General features: G+C 71.8%; 15 protein-coding genes. 11 read left to right on the forward strand and 4 right to left on the reverse strand.

Annotated elements, in window-relative coordinates; all coding sequences use genetic code 11:
- Positions 1 to 43 precede the first annotated feature (43 nt).
- The 6 genes from ACQP2P_RS09790 to ACQP2P_RS09815 all read left to right on the forward strand — a co-directional run bounded on the left by ACQP2P_RS09790 (position 44) and on the right by ACQP2P_RS09815 (position 6,469).
- Positions 44 to 862 carry an SCO3242 family prenyltransferase gene (locus tag ACQP2P_RS09790; protein WP_433614852.1) on the forward strand — a complete coding sequence of 273 codons (819 nt, stop codon included), beginning with the start codon at positions 44 to 46 and terminating at the stop codon, positions 860 to 862.
- Between the two features lie 439 nt (positions 863 to 1,301).
- On the forward strand, positions 1,302 to 2,144 hold the full coding sequence (locus ACQP2P_RS09795) for a sugar phosphate isomerase/epimerase family protein (RefSeq protein WP_433614854.1): 843 nt from the start codon (positions 1,302 to 1,304) through the stop codon (positions 2,142 to 2,144).
- Positions 2,145 to 2,399: 255 nt separating this feature from the next.
- On the forward strand, positions 2,400 to 2,990 hold the full coding sequence (locus ACQP2P_RS09800; RefSeq protein WP_433614856.1) for an EboA domain-containing protein: 591 nt from the start codon (positions 2,400 to 2,402) through the stop codon (positions 2,988 to 2,990).
- The gene (locus ACQP2P_RS09805; protein WP_433614858.1) at positions 2,990 to 3,838 is read left to right on the forward strand and encodes a TatD family hydrolase; all 849 of its coding nucleotides are present in this window, start codon (positions 2,990 to 2,992) and stop codon (positions 3,836 to 3,838) included. The genes ACQP2P_RS09800 and ACQP2P_RS09805 overlap by 1 nt, the downstream gene beginning before the upstream one ends.
- The gene (gene eboE, locus ACQP2P_RS09810; RefSeq protein ID WP_433614859.1) at positions 3,838 to 4,986 is read left to right on the forward strand and encodes a metabolite traffic protein EboE; all 1,149 of its coding nucleotides are present in this window, start codon (positions 3,838 to 3,840) and stop codon (positions 4,984 to 4,986) included. Before ACQP2P_RS09805 ends, eboE begins: the two co-directional genes overlap by 1 nt.
- 118 nt (positions 4,987 to 5,104) lie before the next feature.
- The gene (locus ACQP2P_RS09815; RefSeq protein ID WP_433614861.1) at positions 5,105 to 6,469 is read left to right on the forward strand and encodes an alkaline phosphatase family protein; all 1,365 of its coding nucleotides are present in this window, start codon (positions 5,105 to 5,107) and stop codon (positions 6,467 to 6,469) included.
- Between the two features lie 594 nt (positions 6,470 to 7,063).
- Here the strand turns inward: ACQP2P_RS09815 and ACQP2P_RS09820 are convergent.
- A complete protein-coding gene (locus ACQP2P_RS09820; RefSeq protein ID WP_433614863.1) occupies positions 7,064 to 8,188 on the reverse strand; it encodes a diguanylate cyclase in 1,125 nt (374 codons plus the stop codon).
- 99 nt (positions 8,189 to 8,287) lie between these two features.
- Between ACQP2P_RS09820 and ACQP2P_RS09825 the strand changes: the two genes are divergently transcribed.
- The 5 genes from ACQP2P_RS09825 to ACQP2P_RS09845 all read left to right on the forward strand — a co-directional run bounded on the left by ACQP2P_RS09825 (position 8,288) and on the right by ACQP2P_RS09845 (position 13,314).
- Positions 8,288 to 9,241 (forward strand): ABC transporter ATP-binding protein, encoded by a 954-nt coding sequence (locus ACQP2P_RS09825; RefSeq protein ID WP_433614865.1) that lies wholly within the window; start codon positions 8,288 to 8,290, stop codon positions 9,239 to 9,241.
- Positions 9,225 to 10,091 carry an ABC transporter permease gene (locus ACQP2P_RS09830; protein WP_433614867.1) on the forward strand — a complete coding sequence of 289 codons (867 nt, stop codon included), beginning with the start codon at positions 9,225 to 9,227 and terminating at the stop codon, positions 10,089 to 10,091. The genes ACQP2P_RS09825 and ACQP2P_RS09830 overlap by 17 nt, the downstream gene beginning before the upstream one ends.
- A 1-nt stretch (position 10,092) precedes the next feature.
- Positions 10,093 to 11,004, forward strand: a complete 912-nt coding sequence (locus ACQP2P_RS09835; RefSeq protein WP_433614869.1) for an ABC transporter ATP-binding protein — start codon at positions 10,093 to 10,095, stop codon at positions 11,002 to 11,004.
- Positions 11,004 to 11,717, forward strand: a complete 714-nt coding sequence (locus tag ACQP2P_RS09840; RefSeq protein ID WP_433614871.1) for an ABC transporter permease subunit — start codon at positions 11,004 to 11,006, stop codon at positions 11,715 to 11,717. The genes ACQP2P_RS09835 and ACQP2P_RS09840 overlap by 1 nt, the downstream gene beginning before the upstream one ends.
- A gap of 193 nt (positions 11,718 to 11,910) precedes the next feature.
- Complete coding sequence (locus ACQP2P_RS09845; protein WP_433614873.1) at positions 11,911 to 13,314, forward strand: MFS transporter; 1,404 nt, start codon at positions 11,911 to 11,913, stop codon at positions 13,312 to 13,314.
- Here ACQP2P_RS09845 and ACQP2P_RS09850 read toward each other — a convergent pair.
- The 3 genes from ACQP2P_RS09850 to ACQP2P_RS09860 form a co-directional block, all read right to left on the reverse strand.
- Positions 13,277 to 15,430 (reverse strand): transglycosylase domain-containing protein, encoded by a 2,154-nt coding sequence (locus tag ACQP2P_RS09850; protein ID WP_433614874.1) that lies wholly within the window; start codon positions 15,428 to 15,430, stop codon positions 13,277 to 13,279. The two genes, ACQP2P_RS09845 and ACQP2P_RS09850, sit on opposite strands and share 38 nt — an antisense overlap.
- Positions 15,431 to 15,519: 89 nt before the next feature.
- On the reverse strand, positions 15,520 to 16,275 hold the full coding sequence (locus ACQP2P_RS09855; RefSeq protein WP_433614876.1) for a 3-ketoacyl-ACP reductase: 756 nt from the start codon (positions 16,273 to 16,275) through the stop codon (positions 15,520 to 15,522).
- On the reverse strand, positions 16,272 to 17,567 hold the full coding sequence (locus ACQP2P_RS09860; protein WP_433614878.1) for a hypothetical protein: 1,296 nt from the start codon (positions 17,565 to 17,567) through the stop codon (positions 16,272 to 16,274). Before ACQP2P_RS09860 ends, ACQP2P_RS09855 begins: the two co-directional genes overlap by 4 nt.
- Between the last annotated feature and the right edge of the window lie 143 nt (positions 17,568 to 17,710).

The raw sequence follows: 17,710 nt of genomic DNA on the forward strand, positions 1-17,710 counted from the left end.
GCTGCCCGGGACGCGACGCTCGCCGAGCTGCTCGAGGGTCGCGATGAAGTGGCGTGACCTGGTCGAACTCGTTCGAGCACCCGCGGCCCTGTCGGTGCCGGGGGACATCATCGCGGGCGCGGCGGCCGCGCGGCGACTCGGGCCGAAGACGGCGGGACTGGCCGGGGCGAGCGTGCTGCTGTACTGGGCCGGCATGGCCGCCAACGACTGGGCCGACCGCGAGATCGACGCCAAGGAGCGGCCCGAGCGGCCGATTCCCTCCGGCCGCGTCTCGCCCGGGGCCGCGCTCGGCATCGCGGCCGGCCTGACCACCGCCGGTGTGGTCGCGGCCGGTCTCGCCGGCGGCCGCAAGGCGCTGCTTGTCGCGGCGCCGCTGGCCGGGGCGATCTGGGCGTACGACCTCGGGCCGAAGACACCGGCGCTCATGGCCACCTGTCGAGCGCTCAATGTGCTGCTCGGTGCGCATGAGCAACCCGGGAAGGCCGTTTGGCCGGCGGCGACCATGTTCGCGCACACATACACCGTCACCGCACTGTCGCAAGCTGAAGTGGACGGCGCTACGCCGGACCTGCCGACTCGGACGCTTGCCGGGACGGCCGTGGTCGCGACGGCCGCGGGCGGGACGCCGGCGGCGGGGGCGCTCGCCGGGTGGTACGCGATCCGGTACGGCCGGCCGCAGCTCGACGCCGTGCGGAACCCGGACGCCTCGCACATGCAGCGTGCGGTCGGGGCCGGAATCGTCAACATGCCCGCGCTGCAGGGCGCGCTGACCGCTCGCGCCGGGGCGCCTCGGCTCGGCCTTGCCGTCGCCGCGGTGAGCGAACTGGCTCGCCGCCTCGCGAAGAAGGTGAGCCCGACGTGAGTGCACCGTCATGCACGTTCGCGCGCAAGGCGACGCGAACGACTGAGCGAGTGGCGGCTTGCGCGTTCGCGCGCAAGGCGACGGGCTCCATTGAGCGAGCGGTGGCCGACGCGATCGGGCGCGAGGCGATGCGATCGAGTGGACGAATGGCGACTCGTGCGAGTGCGTGCGGAGGAGCTTGTGCCATGTCGCGGGCGGTGATGCCTGGGGGCACGGCGGGTTCGGCTCAGTCGGCCTCGGTTGCGGCGACCGCCGGTGGGCTGGCCTCGACTGCGCCGGTTTCCGGTGGGGCGGCCTTGAGTGTGCTGGTTTCCGGTGGGGCGGCCTCGGGTGGGCTGCTCTGCAGTGGGGCCGTCTCGGGTGGGCTGGTCTCCGATGGGGCGGCCTCGGGCGCGGTGGCCTCAGGTGAGGCGCCGGCGGTTGGGAAGGGGTGGGTGGCGTGAGCGCGCTCCGGTTCGGCTATGGCACCAACGGCTTCAGCAACCACCGCCTCGACGACGCGCTCGCGGTCATCGCCGGGCTCGGGTACGACGGCGTGGCGCTCACCCTCGACCATCATCACCTGGACCCGTTCGACGCCGGTGTCGCTCGCCACGTGCGCGAGGTCAGTCACCGGCTCAGTCAGCTCGGGCTCGGCGTGGTGATCGAGACCGGTGCGCGCTACCTGCTCGATCCCTGGCACAAGCATGCTCCCACGCTGATCGACGACGAGCCCGGGCCGCGGCTGGAGTTCCTGCGCCGCGCGGTGCGGATCGGGGCCGATCTCGGGGCCGAGGCCGTCAGCTTCTGGGCCGGGGTGCCGCGCGCCGGCCTGGCCCGGGACGAGGCCTGGCGGCGGCTCGTCGGCGGATGCGCCGAGGTCCTGGCCGCGGCCGAAGGGGCCGAGATGATGCTCGGCTTCGAGCCGGAGCCGGGGATGCTCGTGGAGTCGATGGCCGACTGGGAGCGGCTGCGGGCCGATCTCGGGGCGCCCATCCACTTCGGACTCACACTCGACATCGGGCACTGCCGGTGTCTGGAACCGGTGCCGGCTGACGAATGTGTGCGAAAAGCGGCCGGTTCGCTCGTGAACGTGCAGATCGATGACATGCGCCGTGGTGTGCACGAGCATCTTGAGTTCGGGCAGGGCGAGGTCGACTTCCCGCCGGTGCTGCGGGCGTTGGCCGACATCGGGTACGGCGGCCTGATCGCGGTCGAGCTGCCCCGGCACAGCCACGCCGCCCCGTCCGTCGCTCGGGATTCGCTGGCGTTCCTGCGCGAAAAGGCCAAGGAGGCGCTGTGAATCGCGCAACCAGGTCGGCGAGGCGTTGCGAAACGCGCAACGGACCGTGCCAACAGGCCGGCGGAGCGCCGCGAGACGCGCGAAGGACTGCGCGATCGGTCAGGGTGGCGCTGCGCAACGCGCGACGGACTGTCCGATCGGGTCTGGGTGGCGCCGTGGGCAGCGCGGCGGAAATGAGCGACCGCACTGTGCGATTCGCCGGGGAAGCCCAGTGAAGCCGCGACGGGACTGCGCGACCAAAGCCAAGGAGGCCACGTGAACCTCGTTTCAGGACTGCGCGCCGAACTCGCCGACACCGTGTGGCTGGACACCGCGCTGGAGACCGTGGCCCGTCAGCCGGCCGCGATCGGCCGGCTGTTCCCGGCCGTCGGCCGCCGCTGCGGGCGCTGGATGCTCAAAGAGCCGCCAGGCTGGAGCGTCGATGACGCCGCCAGGGTGCTGCTCCTGACGCGACTGCAGGACAGGAGCGAGATCCCGCAGCTGTACCGCCACGGCGACGCCGCCGAGAAACGCGCGATTCTGCGCGCTCTGCCGCTGCTCGAACCGGAAGCGGACACGGTGACGCCCATCCTCGAGGATGCCCTGCGCACGAACGACGCGCGGCTCGTCGCCGCCGCGCTGGGGCCGGCCGCCCGGCACCTCGACGCGGCCGCGTGGCGGCAGGGCGTGCTCAAGGCCGTCTTCATGCAGCTCCCGCTCGACCAGGTGGCCGACCTCGACGAGCGGGCCGACGCCGAGCTGGGCGTCATGCTCGCGGGCCTGGCCGAGGAGCGCCGCGCCGCCGGCCGCGCCATGCCCGCCGACGCCGAAGCGTTGATCCAGCGACTCCAGGAGAGGGGACAGTGATGCGCATCTTCGACCCCCACATCCACATGACCTCGCGTACCACCGACGACTACGAGCGCATGGCCGCGGCCGGCGTCCAGGCCCTCGTCGAGCCCGCGTTCTGGCTCGGCCAGCCCCGCACCAGCGTGGGCTCGTTCACCGACTACTTCGACTCGCTCGTCGGGTGGGAGCCGTACCGCGCGAGCCAGTTCGGCATCCGCCACCACGCCACGATCGCGCTCAACCCGAAGGAGGCCAACGACCCGCGCTGCCGCGAGGTGCTCGACGTGCTCCCGCGCTATCTCGAGAAGGACGGCGTCGTCGCGGTGGGCGAGATCGGCTACGACTCGATGACCCCGGCCGAGGACGAGGTCTTCGCCGCGCAGCTCGCGCTCGCGATCGAACACGAACTGCCGGCGCTCGTGCACACGCCACACCGGGACAAGGCGCGTGGTACCGCACGTACGCTCGCCGTCGTGCGCGAGTCCGGGCTGGAGCCCGGCCGGGTCGCCGTCGACCACCTCAACGAGGTCACGGTCGCGGCCGTGGCCGAGTCCGGCTGCTGGATGGGGTTCTCCATCTATCCGGAGACGAAGATGACGGCCGAGCGGATGGTGCACATCCTGCGCGAGTACGGGCTGGAACGCATGCTCGTCAACTCCGCCGCCGACTGGGGGCGCTCGGATCCACTGCTGACGAGAAGTACCGGTGAAGCAATGCTGGCCGCGGGGTTCTCCGACGACGACGTGGACCGCGTGCTGTGGCGCAACCCGGTCGAGTTCTACGGCCAGTCCAAGAAGCTGGATTTCTCCACAGTGGACAGGGCGGAGACGCACGAGGGCAACTCGATCCGGCGCGGGGGCGAGTGATGCGGCTGCGGCACCCCGACGGGCAGACGGTCCACCTGGCGTACGGCACCAACGTCCACCCCGCCGAGGACCTCGACGGCATCGTCGCCCAGCTGGGCACCTACGCCACGCCCATGCGCGAGCGGCTCGGCACCGACCTGCTCGGCCTCGGCCTGTGGCTCAGCGCCGGCGTCGCCGCCGAACTCGCCGCGGACGGGACCGCCCGCCGCCGGCTGCGCCGCGAGCTCGACGCGCGCGGCCTGGAGGTGGTGACGCTCAACGGTTTCCCGTACGGCGCGTTCCACGCTCCGGTCGTCAAGCGCGCCGTGTACTTCCCGGACTGGGCCGATCCGGCGCGCCTGCGGTACACCCTGGATCTGGCTCGAATTCTTGTGGACCTGATGCCCGACGACGCCGCCCGCGGCTCGATCTCCACGCTTCCGCTGGGCTGGCGCGAACCGTGGGACGGCCCGCAGTCGGCCCGGGTCGGCCAGGCCCTCGACGCGCTCGCGCAGGGGCTGGCCCGGCTGGAGGCGCTCACCGGGCGCGCCGTGCGGGTCGCGTTCGAGCCGGAGCCCGGCTGCGTCATCGAGAACACGCTGCAGGCCACCGTGCACCTGGCCCGGGTCGACCGGCGCCGGCTCGGCGTCTGCGTCGACCTGGCCCACCTCGCCTGCCAGTGGGAGGACCCGGTCGCGGCGGTGCAGCGGCTCGCCCGGGCCGGGCTGGCGGTGGTGAAGGTCCAGGTCTCGGCCGCGCTGGAGGTCGCCGACCCCGCCGGTGCCCGGGAGGTCGTGACCCGGTACGCCGAGCCGCGCTTCCTGCACCAGACCCGCACGGCCGGCTGCCGGCACTCCTACGACGACCTCGACGAGGCCCTGGCCTCGGCCGAGGCGGGCGGGGAGCCGTGGCGCGTGCACTACCACGTGCCGTTGCACGCGGAGCCGGAGCCGCCGCTGCGCTCGACCACGCCGGTGCTGCGGGCCGGGCTCGGGGTCCTCGTCGGGGGTCCAGTCGCGGCCTGCGACCACCTCGAGGTGGAGACGTACACCTGGGGCGTCCTGCCCGCCGAGCGCCGCCCGCAGAGCCCGCGTGAGCTGGCCCACGGGATGGCCGCCGAGCTCGCCTGGACCCGCGACACGCTTCACGACCTGGGGTTGAAGGAATGAGCGGCTCGTTGCGCAAGGGCGTTCGGTCTGGGGTTGGCGGCGTGAGCGGTCCGGGGCGAAGTGCTGTGCAAGTCGGTCGCCGCGCGGGCCGGGGCCGGAGCGAAGGGGAGGTCTTTGCATGAGTCGTCAGTTGCTGGTGCTCGATGTTGTCGGTTTGACGCCGCGGCTGCTGCCGCACATGCCGAACCTGATGAGCGTTGGCGCAGCGGTGCCGCTCGAGCCGGTGCTGCCCGCGGTCACGTGCTCGGTGCAGTCGACGTTCCTGACCGGCGAGCCGGTGTCGGGGCACGGGATCGTCGGCAACGGGTGGTACTTCCGCGATCTCGGCGAGGTTCTCCTGTGGCGCCAGCACAACGCGCTCGTCGGCGGCGAGAAGCTCTGGGACACCGTCCGGCGGGCCGAGCCCGGGTTCACCGTCGCCAACGTCTGCTGGTGGTACGCGATGGGCGCCGACGTCGACTGGACCGTCACCCCGCGGCCGATCTACTACGCGGACGGGCGCAAGGAGCCCGACTGCTACACGTTCCCGCCCGAGCTGCACGACGAGCTGGTCGCCGATCTGGGGCCGTTCCCGCTGTTCACGTACTGGGGGCCGACCGCCGGGCTGCCCTCGTCCTCGTGGATCGCGCGGGCCGCCGAGCGGATCATGTCCGCGAAGAACCCCGACCTGACGCTCGTGTACCTCCCGCACCTCGACTACGACCTGCAGCGCTACGGCCCGTCCGACCCGCGGGCCGAACGGGCAGCGGCCGAGCTCGACACGGTGATCGCGCCGCTGCTGCGCGCGGCGCGCGCGAGTGGACGCACGATTGTGGCGCTTTCCGAGTACGGCATCACGGACGTGCGCCGGCCGGTGGACATCAACCGGCTGCTGCGCTCGGAGGGCTGGCTGAACGTGCACACGCAGGACGGGATGGAGTATCTCGACCCGTGGACGTCGCGCGCGTTCGCCGTCGCCGATCACCAGATCGCGCACGTTTATGTTCGTGACGCGCGGGATGTGCCAGAGGTGCGCAAGGTGTGCGAGCAGCTGCCGGGTGTCGGCGAGATCCGGGACGGGCTCGGGCACGAGCGCTCCGGCGAGCTGGTGCTGCTCGCCGAGCCGGACGCGTGGTTCACGTACTACTACTGGCTCGACGACGCGCGGGCGCCTGACTTCGCGCAGCTTGTCGAGATTCACCGCAAGCCTGGCTACGACCCCGCGGAGCTGTTCTTCGACCCGGCCGGGCCGGGGGCGGCGAAGGCTCGGGCGGGACTCGCGCTGGCCAGGAAGAAGCTGGGGCTGCGGTATCGCATGAGCGCCGTCGGGCTGGACGCGGGTGCGCGGGCGGTTCGGGGCTCCCACGGGCTGCTGCCCGCGGATTCCGCCGACGGGCCGGTCTGGCTCTGCGACGATCCGGCGGTCGCTCCGGCCCGCGTCCACGCGACCGAGGTCAAGGGTTTGCTGATGCGCCTGCTCGAGGGGGACGGCGCGCGGGAGTGACGCGACACGTCAGTTGAGGCGCCGGGCCGCCCGTTCGCGCGAATGTGCAGCGGGCGGTGCGTGGGCGTGGCGTGGTGAGTTGGTGCGGCGGCCGGCCGTTTGGGCGCGCGAATGTGCAGAGCGGGCGGCCGCTTCGACGCGCGAATGTGCAGGGGGCGGTGCGTGGGCGTGGCGTGGTCAGTTTGGTGCGGCGGGCGGCCGCTTCGACGCGCGAACGTGCAAAGGGCGGTGCGCGGGCATGGCGTGGTGAGTTGGTGGTTGGTGTGGCGCCCGGCCGTTTGGGCGCGCGAATGTGCAGAGCGGGCGGCCGCTTCGACGCGCGAATGTGCAGGGGGCGGTGCGTGGGCGTGGTGTGGTCAGTTTGGTGCGGCGGGCGGCCGCTTCGGCGCGCGAACGTGCAAAGGGCGGTGCGGAGGACGTGACGCGGTGGATGTGCTGGGGCGGCTGGCCCCTGTCTGCGCGAATGTGCTGAGGGTGATGCGCGGGGGTGATGTGACGACGCGCATCCACTGTGGCGCCCGGCCCCGCCCGAGGCCGCGTGACTGGCGGCAACCGGCGGCAGCCGGGCAGCCAGCGGCAGCCAGCGGCACGAGGTCAGGAAGCTACTGCCGCCCCCGTCTGCAACAGGTGGTGCGCGGCCTTGATGCGATACATCTCCGCGTCCGCCACGCGCATCAGATTGTCCAAGTCGCCGTCGCGCGCTGTCGCTGTGCCGATGCTCGCGTCCACCGACACCGTCCCCGCGCCCAGGCGCACCGGCTCCGTGAGCGCCGCGCGCAGCCGCGCCGCCACCTCGTGGGCGCGGTGCGCGTCCGTGTCGTGCAGCAGCACCAGGAACTCGTCGCCGCCGAGCCGGGCGACCAGGTCGTGGTCGCGCACCTCCGCGCGCAGCCGCGCCGCCGTCACCCGCAGCAACTCGTCGCCCGCCGCGTGTCCCAGCGTGTCGTTGACCGCCTTGAACCCGTCGAGGTCGAGGACGAGCACGGACGCGGGTACGCCGGGGTGGACGGTGCTGCGCGCATGTTCGTGCAGCAGGTGCCGGTTGCCCAGGCCCGTGAGCGGGTCGTGCAGTGCCTGTTCGCGCAGTCCCGCCGCCTGTTCGCGCAGACTGGCCCGGGCCGCGGCCAGCTGGCCGAGATGGTTGTGGTGCGCCCGCGACAGCAGCCCGGTCATGACCGCCACCACGAGCTCGAGGCCGGGCGCGACGGTGACGAGATCGGCCGGCACCTGGTGGCCGGTGATCCGCGGCGAGTACAGGAACAGGAGTGTCCCCGCGACCGACTCGGCCGCGAAGACCGTGAGCGCGCCCGTGAGCTGGTGCCGGTAGGCGCCCACGATGATCGGGATGATGAGCAGCGGCCAGAACACGAGGTCTGGTGAGGCCGCCGAGCTGTAGACCATGGCGATGATCGCCGCGGTGTCGACGGCCAGGAGCGCGGCGCTGATGAGCGGGTAGCGGCGGCGGCCCACGCTGCGCAGCGCGTACACGCCCAGCAGGTTGATGAGCGCCTCGGCGACCGCGGCGGCGATGCCCAGTACCGTCGACATCCCCGGCACGCGGGGCAGCACGGCCAGGCTCAGGACGATCCACAGCACCGCGGCCGAGCGGCTGAGCAGGCCGGCCCACTCCAGGCTGCGGCGCATGCGCATGAGCGCGTCGTCGACCTGGAACGGTTGCATGGAGTTTGTCTCGGCGGGCCGGGCCCTGACCTGAGCCATGGGCGAACCTGAGAAGTATCACAGGTAGAACCCCTAAGGAACGGCTTTCAGGTGCGTTCCGGATAGTCGGGGGAGTGTACGGTCCGTAGTGTTCCCGACGTGACACTCATCGAGACGCGTGCGCTGACGAAGCGCTACGGGGGTGGCGTCACCGCCCTGTCGGACCTGACCTTGGCGGTGCAGCCGGGGATCATCGGCCTCGTCGGGGCCAACGGCGCCGGGAAGTCCACCTTCATCAAGATCATGCTGGGCCTGCTGCCGCCGTCCACGGGCGAACTGCGGGTCCTCGGGCTCGACCCGACCACGAACGCCGAGGACGTGCGGTCGCGGGTCGGGTACATGCCGGAGCACGACTGCCTGCCGGGCGAGGTCTCGGCCGCGGAGTTCGTGACTCACCTCGCGCGGATGAGCGGCCTGCCCGCCACGGCCGCCCGCGAGCGCGCCTCCGAGGCGCTGCGCCACGTCGGGCTCTACGAGGAGCGGTACCGTCAGATCGGCGGCTACTCGACCGGCATGAAGCAGCGCGTCAAGCTGGCGCAGGCCCTGGCCCACGACCCCGACCTGCTGCTGCTGGACGAGCCGACGAACGGCCTCGACCCGGCCGGGCGCGACGCCATGCTGGAGCTGGTGCACCGCATCGGCACCGAGTTCGGGATCTCCATCGTGGTCTGCTCGCACCTGCTCGGCGAGGTCGAGCGCATCTGCGACTCGATCATCGCCATCGACGGCGGGCGGCTGCTGCGCTCGGCGTCGGTCGAGGACATGACGACGAGCCGCGACGTGCTCACCGTCGAGGTGTCCGAGGGCGTCGAGCAGCTCACCGCGCGCCTCGCGGAGCTGGGCATCCCGGCCGGGCGCGACGGGGCCGCGCTCACCGTGCCGCTGGACTCCGAGGAGATGTACGACCGGATCCTCGTCGCGGTCGCCGAGCTCGACCTGCCGCTGCACCGGCTCGACCAGCGCCGCCACCGGGTGGCCGAGCTGTTCCAGACCCACACCGTCACCGCACCCGCGCTGAGCGCTCAGGAGGCCGGCCGTGGCGCCGCAGACTAGTGTCATCCACGACATCGGCTATCAGCGGTACACGGGACCGCGGCTCGGCCGGTGGTACGCCAACCGCTCCCTCTATGAGCACAGCGTGCGCGCCGCGTTCGGCATCGGGCGCGGGGCCAAAGCCAAGATCTTCCCCTGGATGATCATCGGCATCGTGCTGCTCGTGGCCGTGGTCGTCATCGCCTACCGGTCGATCAGTGGCCAGACCCTGATGTCGTACCGCGACTATGTCGCCGGTCTGAGCTACCCGGTCATGCTCTTCCTGGCCATCGTGGCCCCCGAGCTCGTGTCGCGGGACCTGCGCGATCGGACGCTTCCCCTGTACTTCTCCCGCCCCCTCGCCCGCACCGACTACGCGCTGTCCAAGTTCGCCGCGCTGGTCACCGCCGTGCTGCTGCTCCTGGGCGTGCCGCAGCTGCTGATCTACATCGGGGCCGTGTTCACGCGCACCGACGGCTTCTCCGGCGCCTGGCACGAGCTGGGCGACCTGGCCCCGGGCCTGGCCGCGTCGCTCATCCGCGCGCTGATCCTGGCCGGCGTCTCGCTGCTGGTCGCCTCGCTGACCGGCCGGCGCGCGTTCGCCGCCGCGTTCATCGTCGGCGTCTTCCTCATCACCTCGCCGATCGTGGGCATCCTGAACTTCCTGGGCAACGCCACCCTGGCCAAGCTCTCGTTCATGGCCAACCCGATGACGATGATGCTCGGCCTCGAACAGTGGATCTTCGGCGCCGAGGAGAACAACCGGCTGCCGATCGGCGACCTCGGCCCGGTGTACGGCGCCGGCGCGTGCATCCTGCTCGCCGGATCCGTCGGGCTCCTGCTGCTGCGTTACCGGAAGGTGGCCGCCTGACATGAGTACCGTCGACCTGCAGCACGTCTCGCGGTGGTACGGCAACGTGGTCGCCGTCAACGACGTCACCATGAGCCTCGCGCCGGGCGTCACCGGCCTGCTGGGCCCGAACGGGGCCGGCAAGACGACACTGCTGCACATGATGTCGGGCTTCCTCGCCCCGTCGCGCGGCACGCTGACCGTGGACGGCGCCCCGACCTGGCGCAATCCCGACGTGTACCGCACGCTCGGCCTCGTCTCCGAGCGGGAGAGCGTGCACGGCTTCCTGACCGGTCACGAGTTCGTGCTCGCCAGCGCCAAGCTGTTCCGGCTCGCCAACCCCGAGGAGGCCGCCCGCCGGGCGCTCGCCCTCGTGGAGATGGAGCCGGCCCAGGACCGCCGGATCGAGACGTACAGCAAGGGCATGCGCCAGCGCATCCGGGTGGCGGCCGCGCTCGTGCACGAGCCGAGCGTCCTGCTGCTCGACGAGCCCTTCAACGGCATGGACCCGCGGCAGCGCTTCCACATGATGGACCTGCTGCACAAGATGGGCGACGAGGGCCGCACGGTCCTGTTCTCCTCGCACATCCTGGAGGAGGTCGAGCAGGTCTCCGGCACCGTGCAGGTCATGGTGGCCGGCCGCCTCGCCGCCTCGGGCGAGTTCCGCACCATCCGGCGGCTGATGACCAACCGCCCGCACGTGTTCACGATCCGCTCCAGCGACGACCGGCGCCTCGCGGTCGCCCTGATGACCCTGGGATCGGTCGCGGGCGTCGACATCGACGCGACCGGCCTGCAGGTGCGCGCCTCGGACTACGGCACGTTCACCCGTGCCCTGCCGCGCGTCGCGCTCAAGGAGGGCGTCCGGGTGCGCCGCCTCATCCCGGCCGACGAATCCCTGGAAAGCGTCTTCTCCTACCTGGTGGGTGCCTGATGAACACCACTGTCGCGATGATCACCGCCCGGGGCCTGCTGGGCCGCCGCCGGATCTGGCTGCTGGTGCCGCTCCCGCTGCTGCTCATCGGCCTCACGCTGATCGTCAAGGCGTTCGGCCCGGACCCGGCCGAGTGGGGCGAGGGGGTCATCGGCGGCCTCGGTTTCTCCGCGGTACTGCCCGTGATCGCCCTCATCGTCGGCACCGGCGTCCTGGGCTCGGAGATCGACGACGGGACCATCACGCACATCCTGAGCAAGCCGCTGCCGCGCTCGGAGATCATCTTCACCAAGCTCGCCGTGGCCTCCGGCGTCACCGCCCTCTTCGCCGGCGTGCCGCTGTTCATCGTGGGCCTGATCGCCGGCCAGCCGCCGCTGGCCTTCGCGCTCTTCGTCGGCGGGGTGATCGGCTCGCTCGCGTACTGCTCGATCTTCCTGCTGCTCAGCGTCGTGACCCGGCGGCCGGTGCTCGTGGGGCTGGCGTACGTGGTGCTGTGGGAGGGCGTGCTGGGCAACATCCTGACGGGGACGCAGAAGCTGTCGATCCAGCAGTACGTGCAGGCGATCGTCGACTGGCTCGCCCCGACGGACCTGCTGCACGGCAACGTGGCGGTGCCGCTGAGCTGCGTGATGGCGGCGGTGTTCACGGTGGCGTCGACGGCTTATGCGATCCAGCGGCTGCGCACGCTCTCGGTCGCGGGGGAGACGGGCTGATCGGCTCCCGGCACCAGCGGCGGCGGCGCGCTCCAGCACCACGGGGGCGCGCCGCCGCTTTCCCGCTGAGCCGCTTCTGCGCGCCCCGACGCCGCAATGTCGGATCACGAAGTGTCCGGCATGTCGGGCAACCGGCCGGCCCCCGGCGAAGCCCGGGTGGCGCGGCCCGGACCGGCGATGGTTGGGTGTGATCGTGCATCGGGTCTACAGCGTGGCCGTCTTCATCGTCCTGGCCTCGCTCGACAACGTCGCGATCGGCCTCGTCCCGCCCCTCTACTCACCCATCAGCCGCGCCCTCGGCGTCGGTGAGGGCGCCCTCGGCGTGGTCACCGCCGTCAGCTACCTCGTCACCGCCGTGGCCGCCGTCGCGTGGGCGTACGCCGGCGACCGGACCGACCGCAAACCCGTGCTCATGATCGGCACGCTGATCTGGGCGGCCGGCACCGGGGCGAGCGTGCTCACGGACGGGTACTGGACGTTCCTGGCCGCCCAGCTGTTCGCGGCCGTGGGCCTGGGCGCCGTCGGCTCGGTCGGGTTCTCCGTGGTCAGCGACCTCATCTCGCCGAAGCGGCGGGGCCTGGTCATGAGCCTCTGGGGACTGTCGCAGGGCGTCGGCACCCTCGCCGGGGTCCTCGTCGCCAGCCAGCTCGGCGGCACGGACTGGAAGGTCCCGTTCTTCGTGCTGGCCGCCCTCGGGGTCGTGGCCTGCGTCGCGTACTTCACCACCGCCGACATCCGCCGCGGGCAGAGCGAACCCGACCTCGCCGCGGTGTTCGCGGCCGGCGAGGAGTACGAGCACCGCATCTCCCGGGCCGACCTGCCCCGGATCGCGGCGCGGCGCACGAACGTGTGGCTCGTGCTGCAGGGGCTCACGGCCCAGGCCGCGTTCGGGTCGCTCGTCTGGCTGCCGCGGCTCTTCCAGGCCCGGGCCGAGGCCCAGGGCTACGACGAGGCGACCGCGATCGCCGTCGGCGGGCTGCTCGCGATCCTCTTCCAGCTCGGCGGGGTCCTGTCGATCGTCGGCGGGCTGCTCGGGGACCGCTGGCAGCGGCGCGACCTCGGCGGCCGGGCGAAGGTGGCGGCGATCGGGATGCTGGCCGGCGTCCCGCTGTACGTGCTGCTGTTCTTCGCCCCGATCGGCCTGCCCGAGCCGCGGGGCCGCCCGGCGCTGGAGATCGTGCTGGGCTCCCTGTTCACCTCGCCCGGCCTGCTCGGGGCGTTCCTGCTGGCCGTGGTGGCGCTGGCGCTGACCTCGGCGAACTCGCCGAACTGGTTCGCGCTCATCGCCGACGTCAACCCGCCGGAGCACCGCGGCACGGTGTACTCCATGGGCAACCTCGTCAACGGCGTCGGCCGCGCGGCCGGCAACGGGCTCGTCGGGGCCGTGTTCGCGGCCCTCGCGCGCTCGTTCCCGCCGCCGGCGAACCTGGCCATCGGGCTCGCCGCGTTCCAGGTCTTCTTCATCCCGACCGGGATCATGTACTGGCTGGCGTCGCGCACCTCGCCGAAGGACATCGGCGAGGTGCACGAGCTGCTGCGGGGCCGGGCGGCCGCCGAGGTCAGTTCCCGAACGCCCGCTGGTGGCTCGGCGGGGTGAACTGCACCACGGGCTGACCCTCCAGCGCGGCCTTCAGGGTGTACGCCACCGCGTTGTTGATGACCGGGTGCGACATGGTCCGGTTCGTCTGCGGGTTGTCCGGGTCCGTGAGGATCCCGGCCACGGCCAGCTGCTTGGTCATGGCCACGAACGTCGCGCTCTTGCCGCTGTCGGTCGTGCCGGTCTTGCCCGCGACCGGGCGCCCGACGGCGCCGCGCACGTTCGTGGCGGTACCGCTGCCGGGGCAGGCGCCGAACGCGGACTGGTCGCCGACCGGGCACCGGGCCATGTCCACGGCCGCGCGGGCGATGTCGGGATCGACGACCTGCTTGCACTGCGGCTGCCCGGCGTCGATCTTGTTGCCGCTGACGTCACGGATCTCGGTGATCGGCGTCGGCGCGCAGTAGTTGCCGTCGGCGGCGAGGGCCGCGTAGGCGCCGGCGAGGTCCAGCGGCGTCGTGTCCGACACGCCGAGGGTGAACGCGCCCCACTGCTTGGCGTCCTTGGCGAAGTTCGCGTCCTGCGGCGAGCGGAACTGGATGCCGAGGCGTTTGGCCACGTCCACCACGTGGTCGGCGCCGACGCGCTGCTCCAGCGGGACGAAGTACGTGTTCAGCGACATGCCGAAGCTCTGCCACATGTTGAACGTGCCGGTCGGGTCGCCCTCGGAGTTCTTCGGGCAGTAGTGCGGGCCGTTGCACGCCGCGGGGCTGCTCGCGCTGATCGGGTAGTCGGACACGAACTGCGCCTGCACGTCCTCGGTGTGCGACAGCGCCAGCCCGGACTCCATCGCCGCGACCGCGGTGAAGATCTTGAACGAGGAGCCGGCCTGGTAGCCGGGCACGTCCGGCCCGCCGGTGATGAAGGGCACCGTGGTGTTCGGGTAGTTGCCCCGCTGCCCCTTGCGGTCGGGGTTGGTGCTCTGGCCGTTGGCGCTCTGGTCGTTGCTGAAGTTGCGGTTGGTGGCCAGCGCCTGCACCCGGCCGGTGCCCGGCTCCACGGCGGCGACCATCACCGCCTCCGGGTTGCCCAGGCCCACGTTCGCCGAGCCGACGTCGGGCTGGTTCTTCGCATACTTGAACGCCGCCGCCTGGGTCTGCACGTTCAGCGAGCTGATGATGGTGTACCCGCCCGAGCGCAGCTTGTTCTCCCGGTCGAACGCGTCGGCGCCGAAGGCGGGCTGCTCGTCCCACCAGCGGCGCAGATAGTCGCAGAGGAACCCGGCGCCGAGGTCGCCGCGCTGCACGGACTCGCAGCCCTCGGGCGTGCGCTGGCCCACGATGGTCAGCTTCTGCGCCTTGGCCTCGTCGCGCTGCTGCGCCGTGATGTACCGCATCGCCACCATCTGGTCGAGCACGTACCCCTGCCGCCCGATCGCCCTCGGCAGCCCGGCCGCGGTCGCCGGGTCGTTCGTCGAGGGCGCCTTCACGAGCCCGGCCAGCAGCGCGGCCTCGGCGAGCGTGAGGTCCTTGGGGTCCTTGCCGAAGTAGACGTGCGCGGCCGCGTAGATGCCGAAGGCGCCGTGGCCGAAGGTGGAGATGTTGAGGTACCGCTCCAGGATCTGCTGCTTGGTGAGCTTCTTCTCCAGCGCCATCGCCAGCTTCATCTCTTTGAGCTTGCGCGCCGGCGTCTTCGCGGTCGCGTCGACGACCTCCTGCGGCGTGCGGGCCGAGTAGGAGGTCGCCTGGCGCACGTACTGCATCGTCAGCGTCGAGGCGCCCTGCTGGTCGCCGCCGTTCTCGTTGTTCACGAACGCCCGGGCGACCCCCTTGAGGTCCACGCCCTTGTGCTCGTAGAACCGGTTGTCCTCGGCCGCGACCATGGCCTGCTGCATCACCGGGGCCACGTCGGCGATCGGGACGTCGCGGCGGTTCTCGTCGTACATCATCGCCAGCAGCGTCTTGCCGTCACTGGCGTAGATGTAGGAGATCTGCGGCGAGGGCAGCACGTCGAGATCGACCGGGATGTCCTCGAACGTGTCGGCCCCGGACTTCGCGGCCAGGCCGGAGAAGGCGAGTCCCGGGAACGTGGCCGCGGCGACCACCACCCCGGCGAACAGTCCGCACAGCAACAACGAGGCGACGGCCTTCAGGGCCGGCAAGGGACGCAGACGCACCCTGCAAGCCCTACCCCATCGAGCCGCCGCCGACACGTGAAAAACCACACCGGGTGCCATGACAACCGAATTGCGGCATTGACGCAGCTCTACAGGGTCTTGAGGTGAAACCCGCCGTCGACGTCGATGACCTGGCCGGTGGAGAAGGGCAGCAGCCCGCTCGCGATCGCGACCACCGCCTTGCCCACGTCGTCCGGGGTGCCCCACCGGCGGATCGGGGTCACGCCCTCGTCGAGGATCAGCCGGTCGTACTTCTCCTTGACGCCGCCGGTCATGTCGGTGGCGATGATCCCGGGGCGCACCTCGAAGACGGTGATGCCGTGCTCGGCCAGGCGCGCGGCGTACAACTTGGTCAGCATCGACAGGCCGGCCTTCGTGACGCAGTAGTCGCCACGGTTGACGCTCGCGGTGTAGGCGCTCATCGAGGAGATGGTCACGATGCGGCCCGCGGTGCCGGCGGCGATCATGCGGTTGGCGACCAGCTGGGTCAGGAAGTAGGGGCCCTTGAGGTTGATCCCGACGAGCCGGTCGAACGACTCCTCGCCGGCCTCGAGGATGTCGGCGCGCACGTCCGGCGCGACACCGGCGTTGTTCACGAGCAGCTCGATCTCGCCGAAGGCCGCGTAGGCCTCCTGCACGAGCCGGGCGCGGTCCGCGGATTCGGCGAGGTCGGCCCGTACCGTGGCCGCCTTCGCCCCCTGCCGCTCGACCTCGGCCGCGACCTGCTCCGCGGCGTCGGCGTTGCTCGCGTAGTTGACCACGACGTCCCAGCCGGCCCGGGCCAGCGCCAGCGCGATGCCCCGGCCGATCCCGCGGGAGGCCCCGGTGACGAGGGCGGCGCTCACGCGGTGCCCCCGAAGAAGGTGTAGTACGGCCCGTTGTCGAGGCGGAGCAGGTAGAGGCCGAGCTCGCGCAGGTGGTAGTCGCCCCACATGCTCGACTCGCCGTTGGGCACCCGCTGGCCCTCGTGGACCTGGTCCCAGCCGTTGGGGCGATGGTAGACCGAGTGCAGCAGGAGGCCCTGGTGGTCCGGGTCGGTGCTCAGGTACGGCTCCCGCAGCAGCGTCCTCGCGACCGTCAGGCCGGCCTGGGTGTACCGCTCCTCGCCGAGCGCGCGCCCGAGCCGCAGCAGGCCCTGGGCCCCGATCGCGGCGGCGCTGGAGTCGACGGGCTCGTGCTCGTTGAACGGGTCCGCGGGCGCGTCGAGGTCGAGGCGCGCGATCCCGGGGGCGCCGGTGTCCCAGTAGGGCACCCCGTCGGCCGGCGACGAGCCGATGTAGAAGTCGCACGTGGCCCGCGCGGCCTGCTCGAAGACGTCGTCGTGCTCGAGCTCGAGCAGCTCCGCGAAGCCGAGCATCGCCCAGGCCAGGCCGCGCGTCCAGGTCGAGAAGGGGGAGTACCCCTGCTGCGTGCTCGGCGCCCGGAACCGCCCGTCGCTGACGTTGAACAGGGCCTCGTGCACGGTGCGCCCGCGCACGTCGTAGGCGTCGCGCCCGGTGCCGTAGAAGACGTTGTACTTCGCGGTGTTGTGCGCGTGCTGGCGCATCCGCTCCCGCAGGTCGATCCGCTCGTCGTGCTCGCCCATCAGCACGTGCCCGAGCCGGTGCGCGACGGCGAGGGAGCGGCACGACCGTATGGTGTCGACGAACAGGGACTGGGGGCCGTTGAAGCTGTAGATGTACCCGCTGCCGTCCTCGATCCGCTGCCAGCGCGCGGCCTGGACCGCGCCGGAGACCTTCAGCGCCAGCTCGGCCGCGGCCCGCTCGGTCTCCTCGACGCGGCCCTCGCCGACCAGGCGCAGAATCGCACCGTACGTGCTGACGTTGTTGAACCCGTGGTCGTGCACGCCGACGTGGCTGACGTGCGGCGCCATCAGGGTTCGCGTCTGCTCGAGGCCGAGGGTCCGGAAGCGCTCGTCGCCGGTCGCGTCGAACTGCAGCAGCGCCGAGCCGACCTGGAAGCCCTGCGTCCACTCGGTCCAGCCGCGGGCCGTGTACCGCCCGTCGACGGTGAACACCGGCGAGCCGCCCCCGCCGTGAGGGTCGAGGGCCAGGATCTTCCCGGCGGAGAGCTCGAACATCCGCTCGACGTCGGCAACGAGGTCCTTGCCGGTGAGCCCCGATTCGGTGCGCAGCATGCGGGGGATGCTACCGAGGAAAGCCCTTTCCTGAAAGCCCCGGCGTCGTTCGCCGGGCCTCCTGGCGTTGCGCCACCGTGCCGTGCCGTGTCGTTCGCCGAGCGGATGCGAGGGCGTGACCGGCGCGTGCGAGGATATGCGGC

The sequence above is a fragment of the Dactylosporangium sp. CA-139114 genome, assembly GCF_050955725.1.
Taxonomy (GTDB): Bacteria; Actinomycetota; Actinomycetes; order Mycobacteriales; family Micromonosporaceae; genus Dactylosporangium.